Below are 21,161 nucleotides of genomic sequence, written 5' to 3' on the forward strand. Positions count from 1 at the left end.
CGCGGCTTGTCCGGAAGCAACGGCGCAATCAGCCGCCACTCCGCCTCGCTCAAATCATAGCGTCCCATCCAAGGCTCCTCCCAGCAACCTTGAATCAAGCCTCAAACAAATCAGCAAGCTTTATGAGTACAGACTCTAGGCGGCCTCGCTGGCCTCGTTCGCAAGCGCCGGATAGTCGACATAGCCTTCCGGTCCCTGGCTGTACCAGGTCGCCATGACGTCGGGCGCGAGGTCCGCCCCGCGCCGCAGCCGGTCGACCAGGTCCGGGTTGGAGATATAGGGCCGGCCGAAGGCGATCGCGTCCGCCTCGCCGGCGTCGAGCGCCTGCTGCGCGCGGGCGCGCGTGTAGTCCGAGTTCAGCACCAGCGGGCCCTTGAAGACCTTGCGGATATGGGGATGGACCGGGTCGACCTCGGCCTTGCCGAACGTGCCGTCCGGGGCAGGTTCTCGCAGCTCGAGGAAGGCGATGCCGATCTCCGAGAGCGCGGCGGCGGCGGCCGGGAACAGGCTGAACGGATCGCTGTCGTTCACGCCCTGCGACTCGCCATTGGGGGAGAGGCGCACGGCGGTGCGGTCGGCGCCGACCGTGTCGGCCACGGCCTGCGTCACCTGGCGGAGCAGGCGGATGCGGTTCTCGACCGGGCCGCCATAATCGTCGTCCCGGAGGTTGGTGCCGTCGCGCAGGAACTGGTCGATCAGATAGCCGTTCGCCGCGTGGATCTGGACGCCGTCGAAGCCCGCCTCGATCGCATTGGCCGCGGCATGCTCATAATCGCCGATCAGATCGGGGATCTCGTCGAGGCGAAGCGCGCGCGCCTCCTCATAAGGCTGGCGGCCGTCATAGGTATGCGCCTTGTGCGGCGCTATGGTCGCCGAGGCGGAGACGGCCTGGCCGCCGCCCAGGCTGGAATGGACGAGCCGGCCCATATGCCAGAGCTGGGCGAAGATCCGCCCGCCCGCCGCGTGCACGGCGCCGACCACCGGCTTCCACCCCTCGACCTGCTCCCGGGTCCAGAGCCCCGGGGCATAGGGCCAGCCGAGCCCCTGACGGCTGATCCCGGTCGCCTCGGTAATGATCAGGCCGGCGGCGGCGCGCTGGCTGTAATAGGTCTGCATCAACGCGGTGGGCACATGCTCCCGGGTCGAGCGGCCACGGGTCAGCGGCGCCATCAATATGCGGTTGGGCGCCTCCACGGCGCCGAGCTTGATCGGATCGAAGAGCGAGGGCATGGGCGAAACCTATCGGATTATGCTGCGGGTGCGAAAGGATATAAGGGTTGCAAAGTGAAATGCATCACCCCGCGCGCCGCCTCGCTTTCCCTGCGCTCATCTTGGCAAATCTGTTCCTCTCGGCGGGCCCCTGGATGGTTCGTCTTGCTCAGGATGTGGGCCATATCGGGCCGGTTTCTGCCGGCTTCTGGCGGTTGGCGCTGGCCGTGCCCTTCCTCTTTTTCCTCGCTTTGCGGCAGGGCAAAGGCGAGCCCTTCCCGCGCCGGGCCCTGATCGGCGCCGTGGCCGCGGGCGGCATCTTCTTCGCCGCCGACCTCGCCGCCTGGCATGAGGGCATCCTCATCACCAAGCTCGCCAATGCGACCCTGTTCGGCAATTTCGCAAGCTTCCTGTTCGCGATCTACGGCTTCTTCCTGCTCCGCCGCCTGCCGCGCGCCCCGCAGGCGCTCGCCCTCGGTCTGGCGGCGATCGGCACGATCCTGCTGCTCGGCAGCAGCTACGAGCTCTCGCCCGAGCATTTCGCCGGCGACCTGCTCGCCTTGCTCGCCGGCCTCTTCTACACCTTCTACCTGATCGCGGTGGACCGGGCGCGGCGGGCGATGAAGCCCTGGCCGGTGCTCGCCATCGCCACCGCCGCGGGTGCGCTGCCCCTGCTCGGCTTTGCCCTGCTGCAGGGCGAGACGGTGACCCCGACCGACTGGACCCCGGTGATTGCCCTCTCGATTTCCAGCCAGCTCGTCGGGCAGGGCCTGCTTGTCTACGCGATGGGCCACCTCTCGCCGGTGCTCGTCGGCCTCTGCTTCCTGACCCAGCCCATCGCCTCGGCCGCGATCGGCTGGCTCGTCTATGGCGAGGCGCTCGGCGCCGGCGACCTGCTCGGCGCCCTTCTGGTCTGCGCGGCCCTTGTCCTGATCCGCCTCCCCGACCGCAGGCTTGCCAGCCTGCCCGTCGAGGGCCAATGAGGGCCGATGGTCGAGCCACTCGACATGAACCTGGACGAGCTGAAGGCGGCCCTGGCCCCCCGGCTCGGCGCACATGCCGCCTTTGACGGCTGGGGCGAAGCCGCGCTGGCCATGGCGGCAGGCGAGCTGGGCGTGCCGGCCGACCGGGCAAGGCTGGCCTTTCCGGGCGGCGCCGCGGAGATGATCGACGCCTGGTTCGACTGGGTCGACAAGGCGATGCTGACCGCCTTCCCGCCGGAGAAGATCGCGGCGATGAAGATCCGCGACCGGATTCGCAACCTGCTCCTCTTCCGACTGCAGACGCTTGCGCCCTATCGCGAGGCGCTGCGCCGCGCGCTTGCCATCCTCGCCATGCCGCGCAACGCCCCCAACGGCGCCGCTCTGGCCTGGCGAAGCGCCGACCGCATCTGGCGCCTCGCCGGCGATACGGCGACCGACTTCAACCATTATTCGAAGCGCCTCATCCTGATCGGCGTCTACGGCTCGACGACGATGGTCTTCCTCGACGATGCCAGCGACGACCTCGCCGACACCAGGGTCTTTCTCGACCGGCGGATCGAGGACGTGATGCGTTTCGAGAAGACCAAGGCGCGCTGGAAGGGCGCGGCCGGCCAGCATTTTTCGCCGAGCCGCTTCCTCGGGCGGCTGCGCTATCCGGCCATATAGCGGCTCCGTTTCGCTACCGAGGCGCCCGATCAAGGCTTAGACCTCGCCTTTAGAGCCCCGCGCGAAAAGGTGGGGAAAGCGAAGTGAAACTCGAAACCGGCGGCTCGTTGCCGCCGCCGCCTGAGCACGCTATTGATAATCAGTCGCAGCGCCGCTAGGCCGAAACCCCAAACCTGCGTGGGGGATCATGCGTCTGAATCCCGGTGTCGTTCGACGGCTGCTTGTGCCGCTCCTCCTCCTGCTGATCGCCTTGCCGGCCCCGGCCCGCGCGGACACGGCAGCGGTGCAGACCACCTGGCGGCTGCTCGACTATATCGCGGTCGACTATCGCGGCGCGGTCGCCGACGGACGGGTCATCTCGCCGGGCGAGTATGCCGAGATGCGCGAATTCTCGGCCTCCGTCACGCAAAGGCTCGAAGCGCTCCCCGCCCATCCGGCCAGGACACAGCTCGTGACCGGCGCGCGGGCGCTGCAGGCGGCGATTGCGCGCATGGCGCCGCCGGGGGAGATCGATCGCATGGCCCGCGATCTTGGCCGGCGCCTGCTTGGCGCCTATCCGGTGCCGCTCGCCCCCGCTGCGACGCCCGATCTCGCCCGCGGCGCCCGGCTCTATGCCGAGCAATGCGCCTCCTGCCACGGCGCCACCGGAGCGGCCGACACACCCATGGCGCGCCAGCTCGATCCGCCGCCGATCGCCTTTACCGACCGCGAGCGGGCGAACGAGCGCAGCCTGTTCGGCCTTTACCAGGTGATCGAGCAGGGGCTCGAGGGCACGGCGATGGCCAGCTTCGCCTCTCTGCCGCCGGCCGACCGATGGGCGCTGGCCTTCTACGTCGGCACGATCGCCTGGCGGGGCGAGCTCGCTGCGGAAGGCGAGCGCCTGTGGGCTGCCGATCCCGCATTGCGGGCGCGCATCCCGGATCTGGAGCGGCTGGTGTCGCTGACCCCGTCGGCGCTCGCGGCCGAACTCGGCACGTCGCGCGCGGCGGCGCTCACCGCCTGGTTGCGCGCGCATCCCGAGGCCCTGAACCGCGGCGAGGGCGCGCAGTCGCTGGCGGTCGCGCACGAACTGCTCCGTCAGGCTGTCGCCGCCTACCGGGCCGGGGACCGGTCGCGCGGCGCCGAGCTGGCTCTGAACGCCTATCTCGACGGCTTTGAACCGGTCGAGGCCGTGCTCAACGCCCGCGACGGCGGCCTCGTTGCGGAGGTCGAAACCGCAATGGGCCGACTGCGCGCCGCCATGGCCCGCGGCGCACCCGCCGACGAGGTCGCGCGGGAAGCGGAGGCGGTGCAGGCGCTCTTCACCCGGGCGGAGAGCGCGCTGGCGCCGGAGTCGGCAAGCGCCGCCTCGACTTTCCTCGGCGCGCTCGCCATCCTGCTGCGCGAAGGTCTCGAGGCGCTGCTGATCGTCATCGCGATGATCGGCTTCCTCAGGAAGGCTGACCGCCGCGATCAGCTTCGTTATGTCCATGCCGGATGGGCCGGCGCGCTCGTTGCCGGGTTCGCCACCTGGTGGGCAGCGACCAGCTTCATCACGATCAGCGGCGCGAGCCGGGAGCTAACCGAGGGCTTCGGCTCGGTCCTTGCGGCGGCGATCCTGCTCTTTGTCGGTGTCTGGCTGCACGGCAAGGCGCAGGCGGGCGCCTGGCAGGCTTATGTCCGCGACAAGCTGGATGCGGCCCTGTCGAAAGGCTCCTCCTGGTTCCTCTTCTTCCTCGCTTTCATCGCCGTCTATCGCGAGGTGTTTGAGACGATCATCTTCTTCGCGGCCATGGGCGCGGAGGGGAATGGCGCGGCGCTCGCGGCCGGCATTGCGGTGGGCACCGCCCTGCTGGCCCTGATCGCCTGGGCGATGTTGCGCCTGTCCGCCCGCCTGCCGATCGCGAAGTTCTTCCAATATTCGGCCGCGCTCATTGCAGTCCTCGCGGTGGTGCTGGCCGGCAAGGGCGTGGCGGCGCTGCAGGAGGCGGGCATGATCGGCGTGAACCCGCTCGCCGGCTGGCCGCGCAGCCCGCTGCTCGGCATCTATCCGACGGTGGAAAGCATGACGGCGCAAGGGGCGATGATCCTGCTGCTTGTCGCGGGTTTCCTCTGGAGCAACCGCCGCCGGCCGGCCGCCGCCTGAGCCGCTTGGCGGCAGGGCACCATTGTCCTATGCCGAAGCCGATTCTTCGGGAGATTGACGATGGCGGGCGTGAACAAGGTGATCCTGGTGGGCAATCTCGGCGACGAGCCCGAGGTGCGCTCCCTCAACAATGGCGGCGAGGTCGTGAACCTGCGCGTCGCTACCTCGGAGAATTGGAAGGACCGCGACGGTAACCGCCAGGAGCGGACCGAATGGCACCGCGTCGTCATCTTCAACGAGAATCTCGGCCGGGTCGCCAAATCCTATCTGCACAAGGGCTCGAAGGTCTATCTGGAGGGCCAGCTGCAGACCCGCAAATGGACCGACCAGTCGGGCGCCGACCGTTATTCCACCGAGGTCGTGCTGCAGCGTTTCCGCGGCGAACTCGTGCTGCTCGATTCGCGCGGCTCCGGCGGTGGCGGCGGCGGCGGCGACGATTATGGCGACAGCTTCGGCGGCGGCAGCGATTTCGGCTCGACCGCGCCGCGCCAGCAACAGCGCCCGGCCCCGGCCACGTTCGACAACGACCTGGACGACGACGTGCCGTTCTAGGGCTTGAGCTTGTCCTTCAGCCCCGCCAGCGCGGCGAAGGGATTTTCCTTCTCCTCCTCGCCCTCGCGCTGCACGCCCGCCGCGCGCAGCACCGCGTCGGCCTCGGGCGCCCGCGGATAGGGGTCGAGGTTCAGCGACAGAGTCTCGGCCACCGCCTCGCCGAGGTCGATCTCCGCCTTGTCGTAGAAGACAACGTCCATCTCGCTCTCGCTGAGCTCGACCTCCTCGTCGGGACGGCCGTCGGCGGGCTGCGGGCGGAAGAGGATCTCGAAGGGCACGATCAAAGCCGCCGGCACCGGCGCGCCGCTGGCGACGCAGGCTTGGGCCAGCTCGGCCTGCAAGGTGCCGCCGACGGCGATCTCCTCGCCTTTGCGCGAGAGGACGAGCGCCGCCTCCAGCCGGTCGAGGCCGAGCAGGCCGAAGCGCCGGGCAAGCGCCGCGCGCTCCGCCGGTTCGGCCGCGACCTCGATCTCCCTCGGCTGCTCGCCAAGCGTGTCGATGCGGACCCGCCGGCTGAATTCGGGCCCTGTCACGGTAATTCGCCGGCCAGGATGGTCTCGGCGGACAGGCCGTCCAGCGCCGCGGCGAACCGCTCCAGGCCTTGGGCGACGAGGGCCAGGGCCTCGTCGGAAGGCGGCGCCTCGTGGAAGATGTTGCGCTCCACGGCCGGCGCCAGCGCGCCGTCCGCCAGGCCCTGGCGGAAGGCGGTCAGCCGGCCGCCGACCGCGCCCATCATTCGCCCGACATGCTTGCCGACCACATAGTCGCCGATGCCGAGCTGGCGGAGGGTGCCGTCCATATCCTCGATGAAGATTTCGGTGAGCAGGACGGACGGCCCCTTGCCGCTCTCGCCCTCCCGTTCGAGGCGGAGCAGCACCAGCGACAGGATCGCCGCGATCATGTCGAAGCGCCCGTTCAGCGTGTCCGGCACCTGCCCGTCGCGATACCAGGCCGGCGCGCGGCCCCTGGCGACGATGGCGGCATAGAGCGGCTGCAGCGGCGCGCGCTGCTTCGTCTCGCCGAAAATCCGCTGAAAGAGGGACAAGGATCGTCTTCCAAGAATAAGCCTGCGGCTTGCGCCGGTTAGCCGATGTTCATATTGGAGGGGCTAGTCAAGGCCGGCGCCCCGCTCCGAGGTGGCTGTCCCGGCGTTCAGGAGTTCCAAATTCATGACCTTCCGTCCCGGATCACGCGCCCTGTTGGCGCTCAGCCTGGGGGCCGCGCTCACCGCCGGCTGTTCCTCGATCCGCGAGCATCAGGGCTATTTGGTCGACGAGCAGCTGGTCGCCGCGATCCAGCCCGGCGTCGACAACAAGGAATCGGTCGCCGGCACGCTCGGCCGCCCGAGCTTCACCGGCCAGTTCGACCGCGAGCAGCGCGACTGGTATTATGTCTCCCGCCAGACCCGGGCCGCCGCCTTCACCATGCCGCGGCCGCACACGCAGACCGTGCTGCACGTCCGCTTCGACGATGCGGGCAACGTCCAGTCGGTGCAGCGCACCGGCGTCGAGCTCGCGGTCAACGTCCAGCCTGACAGCCGCGAGACGCCGACCCTGGGCCGCGACCGCAGCCTGCTGCAGGAGCTGTTCGGCAATATCGGCGCCGTCGGCCAGCGCGGCCAGAGCGCGCCGACCGCGGACAATCCGGGCTAGGCGGCCGGATCAACCCAGGTCGTCGTTGCGAAAGTAGCGAAGCAATCCAGTGCGGCCTCCACGGCCCACTGGCGTGCTTCGTCGCCCTGCTCCTCGCACTGACGAGACCTAACGGACGATCCGGCCCGCGCCGAGCACGGCGAGCGTCACCAGGTCCGAGGCGCTCGCGCTCATCGGGGCGATCTGCACCTGCTGCTTCATGCCGACCAGCATCGGCCCGATCACCGAATCGCCGCCGAGCTCGCGCAGCAGCTTGGCCGAGATGTTGGCGGTCTGCAGGCCGGGCATGACGAGCACGTTGGCAGGGCCGGTCAGGCGCATGAACGGGTAGAGCTTCTGCAGCTCGGGATCGAGCGCCGTGTCGGGCGACATCTCGCCCTCATATTCGAAATCGACGTCGTCGCGCCGGTCCATGACCTTCACGGCGTCGCGGATCCGCTCGAGGAAGCTGCCCTCGGGATTGCCGAAATTGGAGTAGGAGAGGAAGGCCACGCGCGGGTCGTGACCCATGCGCCGGGCGACCTGCGCGGTCTGGATGGCGATCTCGGCGAGCTGCTCCCCGCTCGGCCGCTCGGTCACCGTCGTGTCGGCGATGAACACCGTATGGGTCTGGCCGACCATCAGGTGGATGCCGAAGGGCGTGACCCCGTCCTGCGGGTCGAGCACCCGGCGGATCTGGCGGAAGCTCTGCGCATAGGGGCGGGTGACGCCGGTGATCATCACGTCCGCCTCGTCCATGGCGAGGAGCAGGGCGGCGAAGATGTTGCGGTCCTGGTTGACCAGCCGCTCCAGCTCGCGGTGCATGTAGCCGCGCCGCTGCAGCCGGTCGTACAGATAGTCGACCATCTCGGGCACACGCGCATAGTTTCGGCTGTTGAACACCTCGAAGTTCTGCGGGTCCTCCACGCCGAGCTCGCGCAGCCGGTCGTAGACGTCGTCGCGGCCGACCAGCAGGGGAATGCCGTAGCCGCCGTCGCGGAATGCGATCGCGGCGCGCAGCACGACATCCTCCTCGCCCTCGGCGAACAGGACTCGGCGCGGATTGGCGCGCGCCGCCTCGTAGGCGAGGGTGAGGACCGAGGTGGTCGGGTTGAGCCGGGCGCGGAGGCTCTGGCGATAGGCGAGCATATCCTCGATCGGCCGCTGCGCGACGCCCGAATCCATCGCCGCCTGCGCGACGGCGGCGGGGACGATCTCCATCAGCCGCGGATCGAATGGGGCGGGAATGATATAATCGGGGCCGAACGTATGCGCCATGCCGCCATAGGCCGCGGCGACCTCCTCGGGGACCTGCTGCCGGGCGAGCTCGGCCAGTGCCTGGGCGGCGGCGATCTTCATCTCCTCGTTGATCGCCGTCGCCCGGACGTCGAGCGCACCGCGGAAGATGAAGGGGAAGCCGAGCACGTTGTTGACCTGGTTGGGGTAGTCGGAGCGGCCGGTAGCGACGATCGCGTCCGGCCGCGCCGCCTTGGCCTCGGGCGGGGTGATCTCCGGATCGGGGTTGGCCATCGCGAAGATGATCGGCTTCGGCGCCATCTCGTCGACCCATTCGGCCTTGAGCGCGCCCGCGGCAGAGAGGCCGAGAAACACGTCGGCGCCCTTCAGCGCCTCTTCCAGGCTCCGCGCCTCGGTCGGCACCGCATGGGCACTCTTCCATTGGTCGACGCCCTCGCGTCCGGGATAGATCGGCCCCTTGCGGTCGCAGACGATGACATTCTCGTGGCGGACGCCCATCGCCTTGATCAGGGCGGTGCAGGCGAGCGCCGAGGCGCCGGCGCCGTTTACGACCATCTTCACGTCCTTCATCTCGCGCCCGGTCAGGTAGCAGGCGTTGATCAGGCCGGCGGCGCTGATGATCGCCGTGCCGTGCTGGTCGTCGTGCATCACCGGGATGTTCATCCGCTCGCGCAGGGCCTGCTCGATGATGAAGCATTCGGGCGCGGCGATGTCCTCGAGGTTGATGCCGCCGAAGCTCGGCTCGAGCAGGGCCACGGCCTCGATGAACTTGTCCGGATCCTCGGTGGCGACCTCGAGGTCGATCGAATCGACGTCGGCGAAGCGCTTGAACAGCACCGCCTTGCCCTCCATCACCGGCTTGGAGGCGAGCGCGCCCAGATTGCCCAGGCCGAGAATGGCGGTGCCGTTGGAGATGACCGCGACCAGATTGCCCTTGGCGGTATAATCATAGGCCTTCGCCGGATCCTCGGCGATCGCGCGGACCGGCACCGCCACACCGGGCGAATAAGCGAGGCTGAGGTCGCGCTGGGTCGCCAACGGCTTGGAGGCGACGATCTCGATCTTGCCGGGGCGCCCCATGGAATGGAATTCCAGGGCCTCGGCCTCCGAGAATTTGACGTTGCTGCCTTCGCTCACGGCGCTCTCCCTGTTTGTCGTTCGCTCTAGGGCTTCACTGGTGACGGAGGCAAGGCAAAGCCTTAACGTGCCGACCATGGCCACACAGGCGAAGACAGGCGGGGAGCCGACCCCGATGATGGCGCAATATCTGGCGCTCAAGGCGGAGGCCGAGGGGTCCCTGCTCTTCTACCGGATGGGCGACTTCTTCGAATTGTTCTTCGACGACGCCAGGGTGGCCGCCCAATGCCTGGACATCGCGCTGACCGCGCGGGGCGAGCATGACGGCGCCCCCATCCCGATGTGCGGCGTGCCGATCCATGCGGCGGAGGCCTATCTCGCCCGCCTGATCAGGGCCGGCCATCGGGTGGCCATCGCCGAGCAGATAGAAAGCCCGGCCGAGGCCAGGAAGCGCGGCTCCAAGGCGGTGGTGAACCGCGCGATCGTCCGGGTGGTGACGGCGGGCACCCTGACCGAGGAAGCCCTGCTCGATTCCCGCGCGGCCAACTGGCTCGTCGCCGCGGCGAGGGTCGGCGAGCGCTACGGCCTGGCCGCGGCCGACGTCTCCACTGGCCGGTTCGAGCTGGCCTCGATCCTGCCGGGCGCGCTCGATGCGGAGCTGGCCCGGCTCGACGCGGCGGAGCTGATTGCGAACGAGCCGCTGGACGGCGCGGGTCTGTGGAAGACCGGCTTCGATTCGATCGCCGCGGAGCGTCGGCTGAAGGAAAGGTTCGAGGTCGCGACCCTGGACGGCTTCGGCCAGTTCGACCGCGCCGCGCTCTGCGCCGCCGGCGGCCTGCTCGCCTATCTGGACGAGGTGGCGCGAGACTCGCTGCCTTTCCTCAGGCCGCCCGTCGCCCGGTCGTCTGGCGACCATATGATGATCGACGCGGCGACGCGCGAGAGCCTGGAGCTGACCGTCTCGGCCTCGGGGACGCGCGCGGGCAGCCTGCTCGCGACCGTCGACCGCAGCGTCACCGGCGCCGGCGCGCGTTTGCTCGCGGCCGATCTCGGCGCGCCTCTGCTCGACCGCGCGGCGATCGAGGCGCGGCTCGATCTGGTCGCCCTGTTCGCCGAGGATGCGGGCCTGCGCGACTCGCTCCGCCGCCAGCTCCGCGCCCTCCCCGATGTCGGGCGGGCGCTCGGCCGGCTGGTCGCGGGCCGCGGCAGTCCGCGCGATCTCGGCCAGCTTCGCGACGGGCTGGACGAGGCGCGGCGGCTGCACGACCGCCTTGCCCGCCTTCCCGAGCCGCCGGCCCTGCTGGCCCGCCTGCTGCCCGCGCTGGTCGGCCATGGCGCGCTCGTCGACCTGCTGTCGCGTGCGCTCGTCCCCGCGCCGCCGATCGACACGGCGCAGGGGGGGTATATTGCGGAGGGATATGATGCTGCGCTGGATGCTCTGCGGGCGACGGGGGGCGAGGGGCGGCGGGCGATCGCGGCGCTGGAGGCGCGCTACAGGAGCCAGACCGGCATCGCGACGCTGAAGATCCGGCACAACAATGTGCTCGGCTTCCATATCGAGGTGCCCGCGCGCAACGCGGACAAGCTCATGGTTGCGGATTCGGGCTTCACCCACCGCCAGACGCTCGCCGGCGTCGTCCGCTTCAACGCTCCCGATCTGCACGAGCAGGCGATGCGCGTCGGCCAGGCCGGCGCCCATGCTTTGGCCGCCGAGGCCGCGCATTTTGCAGAGCTGACCGGCGCGGCGCTGGCCCGGGCCGAGGCGATCGCCGCCAGCGCCGACGCGCTCGCCCGGCTCGACGTCGCCGCGGGCCTGGCCGAACGCGCGGCCGAGGGCGGCTGGTGCCGGCCGGGCTTCGAGGACCATGCCTGCTTCGAGGTCGAGGGCGGCCGCCATCCCGTGGTCGAGGAGGCGCTGAAGGCGAGCGGCACACGGTTCGTCGCCAATGACTGCAAGCTCTCCGAGGAGTCCCGGCTCTGGCTGGTCACCGGCCCGAACATGGGCGGCAAGTCGACCTTCCTCCGCCAGAATGCGCTGATCATCCTGCTCGCCCAGGCCGGCTCCTTCGTCCCCGCCGTCCGCGCCAGGCTCGGGCTGGTCGACCGGCTGTTCAGCCGGGTCGGCGCCTCGGACAATCTCGCGCGCGGCCGCTCGACCTTCATGGTCGAGATGGTCGAGACCGCCGCCATCCTCGCCCAGGCGGGACCGCAGAGCTTCGTCATCCTCGACGAGGTCGGCCGCGGCACTTCCACCTATGACGGGCTCGCCATCGCCTGGGCGGTGGTCGAGGCGATCCATGACCGGGCAAAATGCCGCTGCCTGTTCGCCACCCATTATCATGAGCTGACCCGGTTGGCCGAGCGGCTGGACGCGCTGACCCTGCACCATGTCCGCGCCCGCGAATGGAAGGGGGACCTGGTGCTGCTGCACGAAGTCGCCACCGGCCCGGCCGACCGCTCCTACGGCATCGCCGTCGCCAAGCTGGCCGGCCTGCCGCCGCCGGTCCTCGCCCGCGCCAGGGCGGTGCTCGGCAAGCTGGAGGAGGGCAGGGCGGCGACCGGGGGCATCGCCGCGGGCCTGGACGACCTCCCGCTCTTCGCCGCCGCGGTGCAGGAGGAGGTTGCGCCCGACGCCCTCCGTGCCGCCCTTGCCGAAGTGGAGCCCGATGCGCTCGCCCCGCGCGAGGCGCTGGAGCTGGTCTATCGGCTGAAGCGGCTGGCCGAGGACAAGGCCGGATGACCGCCCGCGTCCACGCTGTGCCGCACCAGCGCGAGATCATCGACCGGCGCGCGGTCATGGCCCGGCTGGAGGGCGCGGACCGGGCGGGCTGCGCGGCGATCCTCAAGGAAGCGCTCGGCGAAGGGCGCGCCGAGATCGCGCGGCGGCTCGAGAGCAAGCCCTATGCCGGCATGGAAGCGGCCGCGGCCTATGCCTTCCTGACCGACCAGATCCTGCGCCTCGCCCATGATTTCGTGACGGCGCGGCTCCACCCGCTCGCCAATCCGACCACCTCGGAGCGGCTGCTGCTGATGGCGGTGGGCGGCTACGGGCGCGGCGAGATGGCGCTCCATTCGGACGTCGACATCGCCTTCGTCACGCCCTGGAAGCCGACCGGCTGGACCGAGACGGTGGTCGAGGCGATCCTCTACCTGCTCTGGGACCTGGGCCTGAAGGTCGGCCACAGCATGCGCAGCGCCGACGAGCTGGTCGGCGCCGCGGTCGCCGATCAGACGGTGCGCACCGCCATCCTCGAATCCCGCTATGTCTGGGGCGACGAGGCGCTCTACGACCTGGTCAATGCGCGCTTCTGGAAGGAGGTGGTGGCCGGCAAGGTGGCGGGCTTCGTCAAGGAGAAGCTGGACGAACGCAACGAGCGGCACCAGCGCATGGGCGACAGCCGCTACGTGGTCGAGCCGAACGTGAAGGAAGGCAAAGGTGGCCTCCGCGACCTGCACGCGCTCTTCTGGATCGGCAAATATGCCTATCGCGTGCGCGGCGTTGCCGAGCTGGTCGAGGTCGGCCTGTTGTCCCCGGCCGAACTGCGCCAGTTCCAGAGCGCGGAGCGCTTCCTCTGGGCGGTGCGCTGCCATCTCCATCTGATCGCCGGCCGGGCCGAGGAAAGGCTCACCTTCGACTATCAGCGCGAGATCGCGGCGCGGATGAACTATGCCGACCGGCCGGGCAAGAGCGCGGTCGAGCGCTTCATGCGCCATTATTTCCTGCACGCGAAAACCGTCGGCGACCTGACCGGCGTGTTCCTCGCCCATCTGGACGAGCAGTTCGCCGGGCGCGGCCGGCGCTTCGGCTTTCCCGCCTTCCGGCGCCGGCCGGGGAAGCTCGAAGGCTTCCTGCTGGACCGGGGGCGGCTGGCGTTGCCCGACGATGCCTTCCTGGCGGCCGACCCGATCCGCCTGATCCGCATGTTCGCGCTGGCCGACAAATATGGGCTCGAAATCCACCCGCTGGCGATGCGGGCAGCGGCGCGCCACGCGAAGCTGATCGATGGCGCCGTGCGCGCCGACCCCGAAGCCAACCGGCTGTTCCTCGGCGTGCTGACCTCCGAGCGCGATCCGGAGGCCGTGCTGCGCTGGATGAACGAGGCCGGCGTGTTCGGCCGCTTCATTCCCGATTTCGGCCGGGTCGTCGCGCAGATGCAGTTCGACATGTATCATCATTATACGGTCGACGAGCACAGTATCCGGGCGATCGGCCTGCTCTCCCGGCTCGAGCGCGGCCTGCTGAAGATGGAGCACAAGCTCGCCACCGCCTTGTTCCGGCAGATCGCGTCGCGGCGGACGCTCTATGTCGCGGTGCTGCTGCACGACATCGCCAAGGGGCGCGGCGGCGACCACAGCCTGTTGGGCGCCGAGGTCGCCCATGCGCTCTGCCCGCGCCTCGGGCTCGACGCCGCCGAGACCGAGACCGTGGCCTGGCTGGTGCTCAATCATCTGCTCATGGCCAAGACCTCGCAGCGGCGGGACCTGGCCGATCCCAAGGCAATCGACGATTTCGTCGGCGAGGTGAAGAGCCTGGAGCGGCTGCGGCTGCTCTATCTGCTTACCGTGGTCGACATCACCGCGGTCGGGCCGGGCACCTGGACCGCGTGGAAGGGCCAGCTCCTCAAGACCCTGTTCGACGCGGCCGAGGAACGGCTCCGGCTCGGGCACAAGGAGAAGGGCCGGCGCGAGCGGGTCGATGCGATCCAGCACGAGCTCGCGGAGAAGCTGGGCTGGCCGGCCGAGCGCTTCGCCGCCTATGCCGCCCGCCTCTCGGATTCCTACTGGCTCGCCGAACCGGCCGAGGCGCTGGTGGACAATGCCCGGCTGGTCGCCGCGGTCGAGGCCGATCCCGAGGCGCCGCCGCTCCTGCTGAAGGACCGGGAGCATCGCGGCGCCACTCTGGTCAGCATCTACGTCAACGACCAGCCGGGCCTGTTCTGCCGGCTCGCGGGCGCGATCAGCCTCGCCGGCGGCAACATCATCGACGCGCGCATCCACACCACGTCGGACGACATGGCGCTGGACAATTTCCTCGTCCAGGACGGGCGCCGCGGACCGCTGCGCGACCGGCACCAGGTCGAGCGGCTGCAGGATGCGGTGCTGAAGGCGCTGGCGGGGCAGGAGCCGTCGGCGGAGCGGCTGGCGGCGCGGGCCTTGCCCTTGCGCCGGGCCGAGGCCTTCTCCGTCCAGCCCGCCGTGTTCGTGAGCAACCAGGCCTCGAACCGCTATACCGTCGCCGAGGTCAACGCCCGCGACCGCTCCGCCCTCCTCTACGAGCTCACCCAGGCGCTCTACGACTGCGGCGTCGTCATTCGCTCCGCCCATATCGCGACCCATGGCGAGCGCGCGGTCGACGTCTTCTACCTGACCGGGGCCGACGGCCGGAAGATCGAGTCGACTGCCCTGCTCAGGCGGCTGGAGGCGGCGCTGCAGAAGGCGGCGGCGGGCGCGGGCCCGGCAGGGCGCAAAGCGGCCTGAATCCGGCCAGGCAGATGCCGCCGCCAGGAGAAAAGGCCCCCGCCGTCGCCGGCGGAGGCCCTTTCCGTCCGGGCTTCGCGCCTAGAAGCGGAAGCGGCCGGTAATGCCCCAGGTCCGCGGCTCGGCCAGGAAGCTCGAGAAGAGCTGGTTGGCCGTGGCGAAGCTCGGCGCGCCGAAGTTCGTGATGTGCGCGCGGCTGTTGGAGCCTTGGAACGGCGTGTTGAACGCGACCTGCTGATAATCCTGGTCGAACAGGTTCTGCGCCCAGAGCTCGACCGACCAGCGCTGGTCCGGCCCGCGCAGGCCGAGACGGGCGTTGATCACCGCATAGCTGTCCTGCTCCTTCTCCGGGAAGAGGTCGGAGCCGGTATTGTAGTCGGCGGTCAGGCGCGCATCCGCATAAACGAGGAGCGAGAGGCCGCTATTGCCGATCTCCGGCGTCCAGGTCGCCGAGGCGGTCGCCGTATAGCGCGGCGCGTTGGACAGATTGTCGCCCGGCAGCAGGAACAGGGCCGGATCGAGCGGCGTGCCGTTGTCGCGGCCGACCAGGTCGTTGCGATAGCTGGTGTCGGCATAGGTGAAGCCGGCGGTGAACTGCAGGTTCGGCGCCGGGAAGATCGCCATCTCGATCTCGACGCCGGTCGAGGTCACGCCGGAGCGGACGTCGTCCTCGGCGCAGCCGCCGGACCCCGCCGGGTTGATGCCGCCGACCGGATCCGAGTCCGTGCCGCTGCCGCCGTTCAGGGCCGAGCAGCCGTTGATGTTCTGGACGAGGAAGACCGAGCCGTTGAACGTGTTCAGCTGGAAGTTGCTGAAGCTCTGGTGGAAGGCGGCCACGTTGAGTGTGAAGTTGCGGCGGGTCCATTTGAACCCGACCTCCCAGGCATTCACCGTCTCGGCGTCGAACTCGAGATTGTCGGTGTTGAAGCCGGCATTACGGCCGCCGAACTGGCGCGGATCGGTCGGCGAGAAGATCGGCTGGCCGAGCGCCGAGCGGTCGAGGTTGAAGCCGCCGGCCTTGTAGCCCCGCGAGTAGGAGGCGTAGAGCAGCAGCGACGGGACCGGCTTCCACGACAGCACGCCGGTGCCCGTCCACTCGCCCTCGCTGCGCTCGTCGGCGAGGTTGAGCGCGTTGAGCGAGCTCGACGAATTGCCCTGGCAGGTCAGGTTGACGATGCCCTGAAGGAACGCGGAGGCCGTCGCCGGCACTGCGCCCGCATTGGCGCCTCCCGGAAGGAAGGACGAGAAGGCGGCCTGCTGGACCGGGCAGATCGTGTTGGTGTTGTTGAAGCTGGCGTCGAACTCCTTGCGCTCGTGCGTGTAGCGCAGGCCGAGCGTAAGGCTCAGATTGCTGGTGAAGTTGATGATGTTGTGGGTGAAGATCGCCCAGTTCGTGCTGTCCTGGTTGTAGGTCGAGAAATTGTCACCGACATTGTTGACTGTGGAGAGCCGGTCGAGGCCGCTGAGCACGAGGGGACCAAGCAGCGGCCCGAAGGCCTGCGGAGAGACCACCGTGGCGCGGCCGGCCGCGCTGAGGCAGCCTGGCAACGCCGGGTTGCGCAGGGCGGGATTGGGGTTGAGCGTCGCGACCAGGCGACAGGAGGCGAAGGCGCCATATTGGCTGCCGAAGCGCAGATTGTCCCGGACCTCGAGGTCCTCGCTCGCGAAATAGCCGCCGATCAGCCAGTCGAGCACGCCGTTGAAGGCCGAGCCCTGCAGCCGCAGCTCCTGGGTGAAGGTGCCGAACTCGCGGAAGGCGTTGCCGTCGTCGTCGCGGCGGAGGATGTCGACATTGCTGTAGTCGGTGTCGGAGGGCTGCTCGCTCTTGTAGCGCCGATAGGCGGTGATCGCGGTCAGGTTCGCCCCGCCCAGATCCCAGTCGAGCTGGCCGGAAATGCCCCAGTCATTCGTCTCGCCCCGATAGGTCGTGCCCGGGGTCATCGAGATGTCCCGGCGGAACGGATCGCCGGCCGACGGGAAGGTGCCGCCGAGGCTGGTCAGGACGTCGACGATACGGTTGCCGCTCGGCGAGCCGCCGGCGCCGGGCTGGCGGACGGCGAAGTCGCCGGGCACGCCAGGAGTCGGGTCGAAGGTCTCGAGCAGGCCGACATAGACGGCGCCGCAGCAGGATTCGTCGCGCCGCGAATAATCGCCGATGATCCGGACGCTGACCGCGTCGCTGGGTTCGAACAGCAATTGGCCGCGGACGAAGAAGCGGTCGCGGTCGTTGACGTCGGATTCGGTGCCGCCGGAGGCGTTCACCACGTCGTAGAAGCCGTCGCGCCGCGTGTAGATCGCGTCCAGGCGGAAGGCGATCTGCTCGCTGATCGGACCGGTGACGCCGAGCTGGCCGCGCACATAATCGTAATTGCCGTAGGACAGGTCGACATGGCCGCCAAAGTCGAAGCGGGGCCGGGCGCTGATGACGTGGATGAGACCCGCGGAGGCGTTGCGGCCGAAGAGCGTGCCCTGCGGGCCGCGCAGCACCTCGACCCGCTCGATGTCGCCGAGCTCGTTGAGGCCGATGCCCGAGCGCGAGCGGTAGACGCCGTCGATGAACACGGCGACCGAGCTTTCGAGGCCGGGATTGTCGCCGACCGTGCCGATGCCGCGGATACGGGCCGAGCCGTTGGCCTCGGTGCCGGTCGAGGAGACGAGCAGCGACGGGGCGAGCTGGTTCAGCTGGCGGATGTCGGTCGCACCCGAATTCTGCATGCTCTCGCCGCCGACCGCGGTGACGGCGAGCGGAACGTCCTGCAGGATCTGGCGGCGGCCCTGCGCGGTCACGACGATATTGTTGTCGTCGGCCTGCTCGTCAGTGGTCTGCACGGCCCCCTGCTCGGTGCCGCTGCCGGTGGTCGGCTGGGCCGGATCGTCCTGGGCCTGGGCGACGCCGGGAATGGCAAGGGCGGCGACGCTGGCGGACAGCAGCCAATATTTCCTGGACATGTAGATTCCTCCCCGAAATCCGATTGGTTTCTTGTTTGGCGCGAAAGCTAACGTGCACGGAAACCTTACGCCAGCGGAAACGCCGCGGTTTCCCGCCGGTTTGCGGGGCTTTATGGCAAATCCGCAACAGATGAGTTGCAAGCTGAAACGGGCAATTTTGCTTGCCGTTACGGAAAGGCTGGCTTTCCATTTGCGGCGCAGGAGCGGGCCGGACAACACGACGGCGCCGAAGCGGGGCTCCGGCGCCGTGCGAAGGCGTTTTCGAGAGGCGGACGCCTATTTCGGAGCAAGCACCATCAGCATCTGGCGGCCTTCCATCCGCGGATGCTGCTCGACCTTGGCGGTCTCAGCGACATCGGCCTGGACGCGCTGCAAGAGGCGCATGCCGAGCTCGCCATGGGCGAGCTCGCGGCCGCGGAAGCGCAGGGTCAGCTTCACCTTGTCGCCCTCGGCGATGAAGTCGTTCACCTTGCGCATCTTCACGTCATAATCGTGATCGTCGATGTTCGGACGCATCTTGATCTCCTTGATCTCCTGCGTCTTCTGCGACTTGCGCGCGAGGTTGGCCTTTTTCTGGGCCTCATATTTGTACTTGCCGACGTCCAGGAACTTGCAGACGGGCGGATCGGCATTGGGAGAAACCTCGACGAGGTCGAGGCCGACATCGGCAGCCTGCTCGATCGCTTCGGCGGTCAGCAAGACCCCAAGATTCTCGCCATTCTCATCGATCACGCGCACCTTGGGCGCGGAGATGAACTCGTTATAGCGGGGGCCGTTGAGCGGCGGCGCGGCGGGACGCCGGTTGAGAGGGGGTCGTATCGTCGTTTCTCCTGTTGCCTGAAGCAGCGCTTCACCTAGTCAATAACATCGCTGAATGAAAGATGGACGAAGGCGAGGAGGGCGCTTTTCGCGCCCTCCTGCCAAATTTTCCGTCGCGCTCAGCCGCGCAGGTCGGGCGGCAGCGCCTCGAGCGCGAGCCGTTCGGCGACCTGGTCGAGCGGCAGCATCTCCTGCCGGGCGTCGGCGCCGAGCGGGCGAAGCGCGACGGTGCGCTCCTCGGCCTCGCGCTTGCCGACGACGAGCAGATAGGGCGTATGGGCGAGGCTGTGCTCGCGCACCTTGTAATTGATCTTCTCGTTGCGCGCGTCGAGCGCGACCCTGAGGCCCTTCGCTTCCAGCGCCGCCGCCACTTCGCGGGCATAATCGTCCGCGTCGGAGACGATCGTCGCCACCGCCGCCTGCACGGGCGCCAGCCAGAGCGGGAAGCGGCCGGCATGATGCTCGATCAGGATGCCGATGAAGCGCTCGAACGAGCCGAGGATGGCGCGGTGGAGCATGACCGGGACATGCTTCTCGCCGTCCTCGCCGACATAGGCGGCGCCGAGCCGTTCCGGCATGACATAATCGAGCTGCAGCGTGCCCACCTGCCAGGTCCGGCCGATCGCGTCCGTGAGGTGGAATTCGAGCTTGGGCGAATAGAAGGCGCCCTCGCCCGGCAGTTCCTCCCAGCCATAGACCTCGGTGGCACGGCCCGTTGCGTGGACGGCGTCGCGCAGATCCTGCTCCGCCTTGTCCCACATCTCGTCCGTGCCGAAGCGCTTCTCCGGGCGGAGCGCCAGCTTGATGTGATAATCGGGGAAGCCGAGATCGCGATAGACCGCGTCCAGCAGGTCGCAGAACAGCCGCACCTCCTCGACGATCTGGTCCTCGCGGCAGAAGATATGGGCATCGTCCTGCGTGAACTGGCGCACGCGCAGGATGCCGTGCAGCGCCCCGTGCGGCTCGTTGCGATGGCAGCAGCCATATTCGGAGAGGCGGATCGGCAGGTCGCGATAGGATTTGATCCCCTGGCGGAAGATCAGGATGTGGGCCGGGCAGTTCATCGGCTTCAGCGCCATCAGTTCGGCCTTGCCCGAGAGAATCGGCTCATCCTCCTCCGTCCCCGGAATCTCGTCGGGGATGACGAACATATTCTCGCGATATTTGCCCCAGTGGCCCGATTGCTCCCACTGCCGCGCGTCCATGATCTGCGGCGTCTTCACCTCGCGATAGCCGGCCGCATCCAGCCGGCGGCGCAGATAGGCCTCGAGCTGGCGCCAGAGAATGAAGCCGTTCGGATGCCAGAAGACCGAACCGTGCGCCTCCTGCTGGAGGTGGAACAGGTCCATCTCCTGGCCGATCTTGCGATGGTCGCGCTTCTGCGCCTCCGCGAGCCGGACCAGATAGGCCTCGAGCTGCTTCCTGTTGAGCCAGCCCGTGCCGTAGATGCGCGAGAGCTGCGGATTGTTCTGGTCGCCGCGCCAATAGGCGCCCGACACGCGCGTCAGCCTGAACGCTTCGGGATCGAGCTTGCCCGTCGAGGCCAGGTGCGGGCCGCGGCACATGTCGAGCCAGGCGTCTTCGCCCTCGCCGGCGCGGTAGACCGTCAGCTCCTCGCCCTCGGGCAGCTCCGCCGCCCATTCGGCCTTGAACGTCTCGCCCTGCTCCCGCCAGCGCCGGATCAGATCCTCGCGCGACCAGACCTCGCGCTTCAGCGGCTTGTCGGCGCGGATGATGCGCCGCATCTCCTCCTCGATCAGGGGCAGCTCGTCGTCCGTGAACGGGCCGCGGCCGGGGGCCGGGGCGAAATCGTAATAGAAGCCGTCGTCCGTCGCCGGACCGAAGGTGATCTGCGTGCCCGGAAACAGGCTCTGCACCGCCTCGGCGAGGACGTGCGCATAATCGTGGCGGGCCAGCGCCAGCGCATCCGCCTCGTCGCGCGCCGTGACCAGGGCCAGCTCGCTGTCGCCGTCGAACGGCCGGCCGATGTCGCGCAGCTCGCCATTGACGCGCGCTGCCAGCGCCGCCCTGGCGAGCCCCGGCCCGATCGCGGCGGCGACATCCGCCGGCGTCGCCCCGCGCTCGACCTCGCGGACCGATCCGTCGGGAAGTTTGATGGAAAGCATGTTCATGACCGTTCCTGTTCGTTGCGCGCCTAATGCACGGCTCGGCGGCCCAGGGAAAGACCGGAACGGGAGAGAGGCGCCGGCTCACCCGTTCCCGGGCGAGCCACCGGCGGCGTCAGCTTGCGACGCGCAGCGCGGCGGCCCCCGGAAGCCCGGGGGTGGTAGTCGTCGTCGCACAGGCGATGAAGCAGCGCATGCGCGCCATATAGAATGGCGGGGCCCAGGAATCCAGCCGCCGGCCCGGGATCGAGGCGGGTTCGCGGGCGGCCCGGACCGACTAATTGTTCTC

14 protein-coding genes are annotated in these 21,161 nt (G+C 68.9%); 7 read left to right on the forward strand and 7 right to left on the reverse strand.

Features of this window, described 5'->3' with window-relative positions; translation table 11 throughout:
- Nucleotides 1–135 precede the first annotated feature (135 nt).
- A complete protein-coding gene (locus tag VEC11_RS07055) occupies nucleotides 136–1,230 on the reverse strand; it encodes an alkene reductase (RefSeq protein ID WP_464129935.1) in 1,095 nt (364 codons plus the stop codon).
- Between the two features lie 59 nt (nucleotides 1,231–1,289).
- Between VEC11_RS07055 and VEC11_RS07060 the strand changes: the two genes are divergently transcribed.
- The 4 genes from VEC11_RS07060 to ssb all read left to right on the forward strand — a co-directional run bounded on the left by VEC11_RS07060 (nucleotide 1,290) and on the right by ssb (nucleotide 5,535).
- A complete protein-coding gene (locus VEC11_RS07060) occupies nucleotides 1,290–2,192 on the forward strand; it encodes a DMT family transporter (RefSeq protein WP_464129936.1) in 903 nt (300 codons plus the stop codon).
- Nucleotides 2,193–2,216: 24 nt separating this feature from the next.
- On the forward strand, nucleotides 2,217–2,858 hold the full coding sequence (locus VEC11_RS07065; RefSeq protein ID WP_464130023.1) for a COQ9 family protein: 642 nt from the start codon (nucleotides 2,217–2,219) through the stop codon (nucleotides 2,856–2,858).
- 187 nt (nucleotides 2,859–3,045) lie between these two features.
- On the forward strand, nucleotides 3,046–4,983 hold the full coding sequence (locus VEC11_RS07070) for an FTR1 family protein (RefSeq protein ID WP_464129937.1): 1,938 nt from the start codon (nucleotides 3,046–3,048) through the stop codon (nucleotides 4,981–4,983).
- 60 nt (nucleotides 4,984–5,043) lie between these two features.
- On the forward strand, nucleotides 5,044–5,535 hold the full coding sequence (ssb, locus tag VEC11_RS07075) for a single-stranded DNA-binding protein (protein ID WP_464129938.1): 492 nt from the start codon (nucleotides 5,044–5,046) through the stop codon (nucleotides 5,533–5,535).
- Here the strand turns inward: ssb and VEC11_RS07080 are convergent.
- Together VEC11_RS07080 and VEC11_RS07085 are read right to left on the reverse strand one after the other, a co-directional pair.
- A complete protein-coding gene (locus VEC11_RS07080; RefSeq protein WP_464129939.1) occupies nucleotides 5,532–6,068 on the reverse strand; it encodes a YceD family protein in 537 nt (178 codons plus the stop codon). The genes ssb and VEC11_RS07080 overlap by 4 nt on opposite strands.
- Nucleotides 6,065–6,580 (reverse strand): ubiquinol-cytochrome C chaperone family protein, encoded by a 516-nt coding sequence (locus VEC11_RS07085; protein WP_464129940.1) that lies wholly within the window; start codon nucleotides 6,578–6,580, stop codon nucleotides 6,065–6,067. The genes VEC11_RS07080 and VEC11_RS07085 overlap by 4 nt, the downstream gene beginning before the upstream one ends.
- A gap of 124 nt (nucleotides 6,581–6,704) precedes the next feature.
- On the opposite strand from VEC11_RS07085, the gene VEC11_RS07090 reads away from it, so the two are divergent.
- Complete coding sequence (locus VEC11_RS07090; RefSeq protein ID WP_464129941.1) at nucleotides 6,705–7,187, forward strand: outer membrane protein assembly factor BamE; 483 nt, start codon at nucleotides 6,705–6,707, stop codon at nucleotides 7,185–7,187.
- Nucleotides 7,188–7,295: 108 nt separating this feature from the next.
- Here VEC11_RS07090 and VEC11_RS07095 read toward each other — a convergent pair whose 3' ends face one another.
- Nucleotides 7,296–9,560 (reverse strand): NADP-dependent malic enzyme, encoded by a 2,265-nt coding sequence (locus tag VEC11_RS07095; RefSeq protein WP_464129942.1) that lies wholly within the window; start codon nucleotides 9,558–9,560, stop codon nucleotides 7,296–7,298.
- A 115-nt stretch (nucleotides 9,561–9,675) separates the two neighbouring features.
- Here VEC11_RS07095 and mutS point away from each other — a divergent pair, with 115 nt between their 5' ends.
- The gene (gene mutS / locus VEC11_RS07100) at nucleotides 9,676–12,240 is read left to right on the forward strand and encodes a DNA mismatch repair protein MutS (protein ID WP_464130024.1); all 2,565 of its coding nucleotides are present in this window, start codon (nucleotides 9,676–9,678) and stop codon (nucleotides 12,238–12,240) included.
- Entirely contained in the window at nucleotides 12,237–14,978 is a 2,742-nt protein-coding gene (locus VEC11_RS07105; protein ID WP_464129943.1) for a [protein-PII] uridylyltransferase, read from the forward strand. Before mutS ends, VEC11_RS07105 begins: the two co-directional genes overlap by 4 nt.
- An 81-nt stretch (nucleotides 14,979–15,059) precedes the next feature.
- On the opposite strand, the gene VEC11_RS07110 is transcribed toward VEC11_RS07105, so the two are convergent.
- The 3 genes from VEC11_RS07110 to thrS all read right to left on the reverse strand — a co-directional run bounded on the left by VEC11_RS07110 (nucleotide 15,060) and on the right by thrS (nucleotide 20,872).
- Nucleotides 15,060–17,927 (reverse strand): TonB-dependent receptor, encoded by a 2,868-nt coding sequence (locus VEC11_RS07110; protein ID WP_464129944.1) that lies wholly within the window; start codon nucleotides 17,925–17,927, stop codon nucleotides 15,060–15,062.
- 276 nt (nucleotides 17,928–18,203) lie between these two features.
- Nucleotides 18,204–18,746, reverse strand: coding sequence for a translation initiation factor IF-3 (gene infC, locus VEC11_RS07115; RefSeq protein WP_464130026.1), 543 nt, complete (start codon nucleotides 18,744–18,746; stop codon nucleotides 18,204–18,206).
- Between the two features lie 119 nt (nucleotides 18,747–18,865).
- Nucleotides 18,866–20,872 (reverse strand): threonine--tRNA ligase, encoded by a 2,007-nt coding sequence (gene thrS / locus VEC11_RS07120; RefSeq protein ID WP_464130028.1) that lies wholly within the window; start codon nucleotides 20,870–20,872, stop codon nucleotides 18,866–18,868.
- Nucleotides 20,873–21,161: the final 289 nt, after the last annotated feature.

The organism is Allosphingosinicella sp. (assembly GCF_035626655.1).
GTDB lineage: Bacteria > Pseudomonadota > Alphaproteobacteria > Sphingomonadales > Sphingomonadaceae > Allosphingosinicella.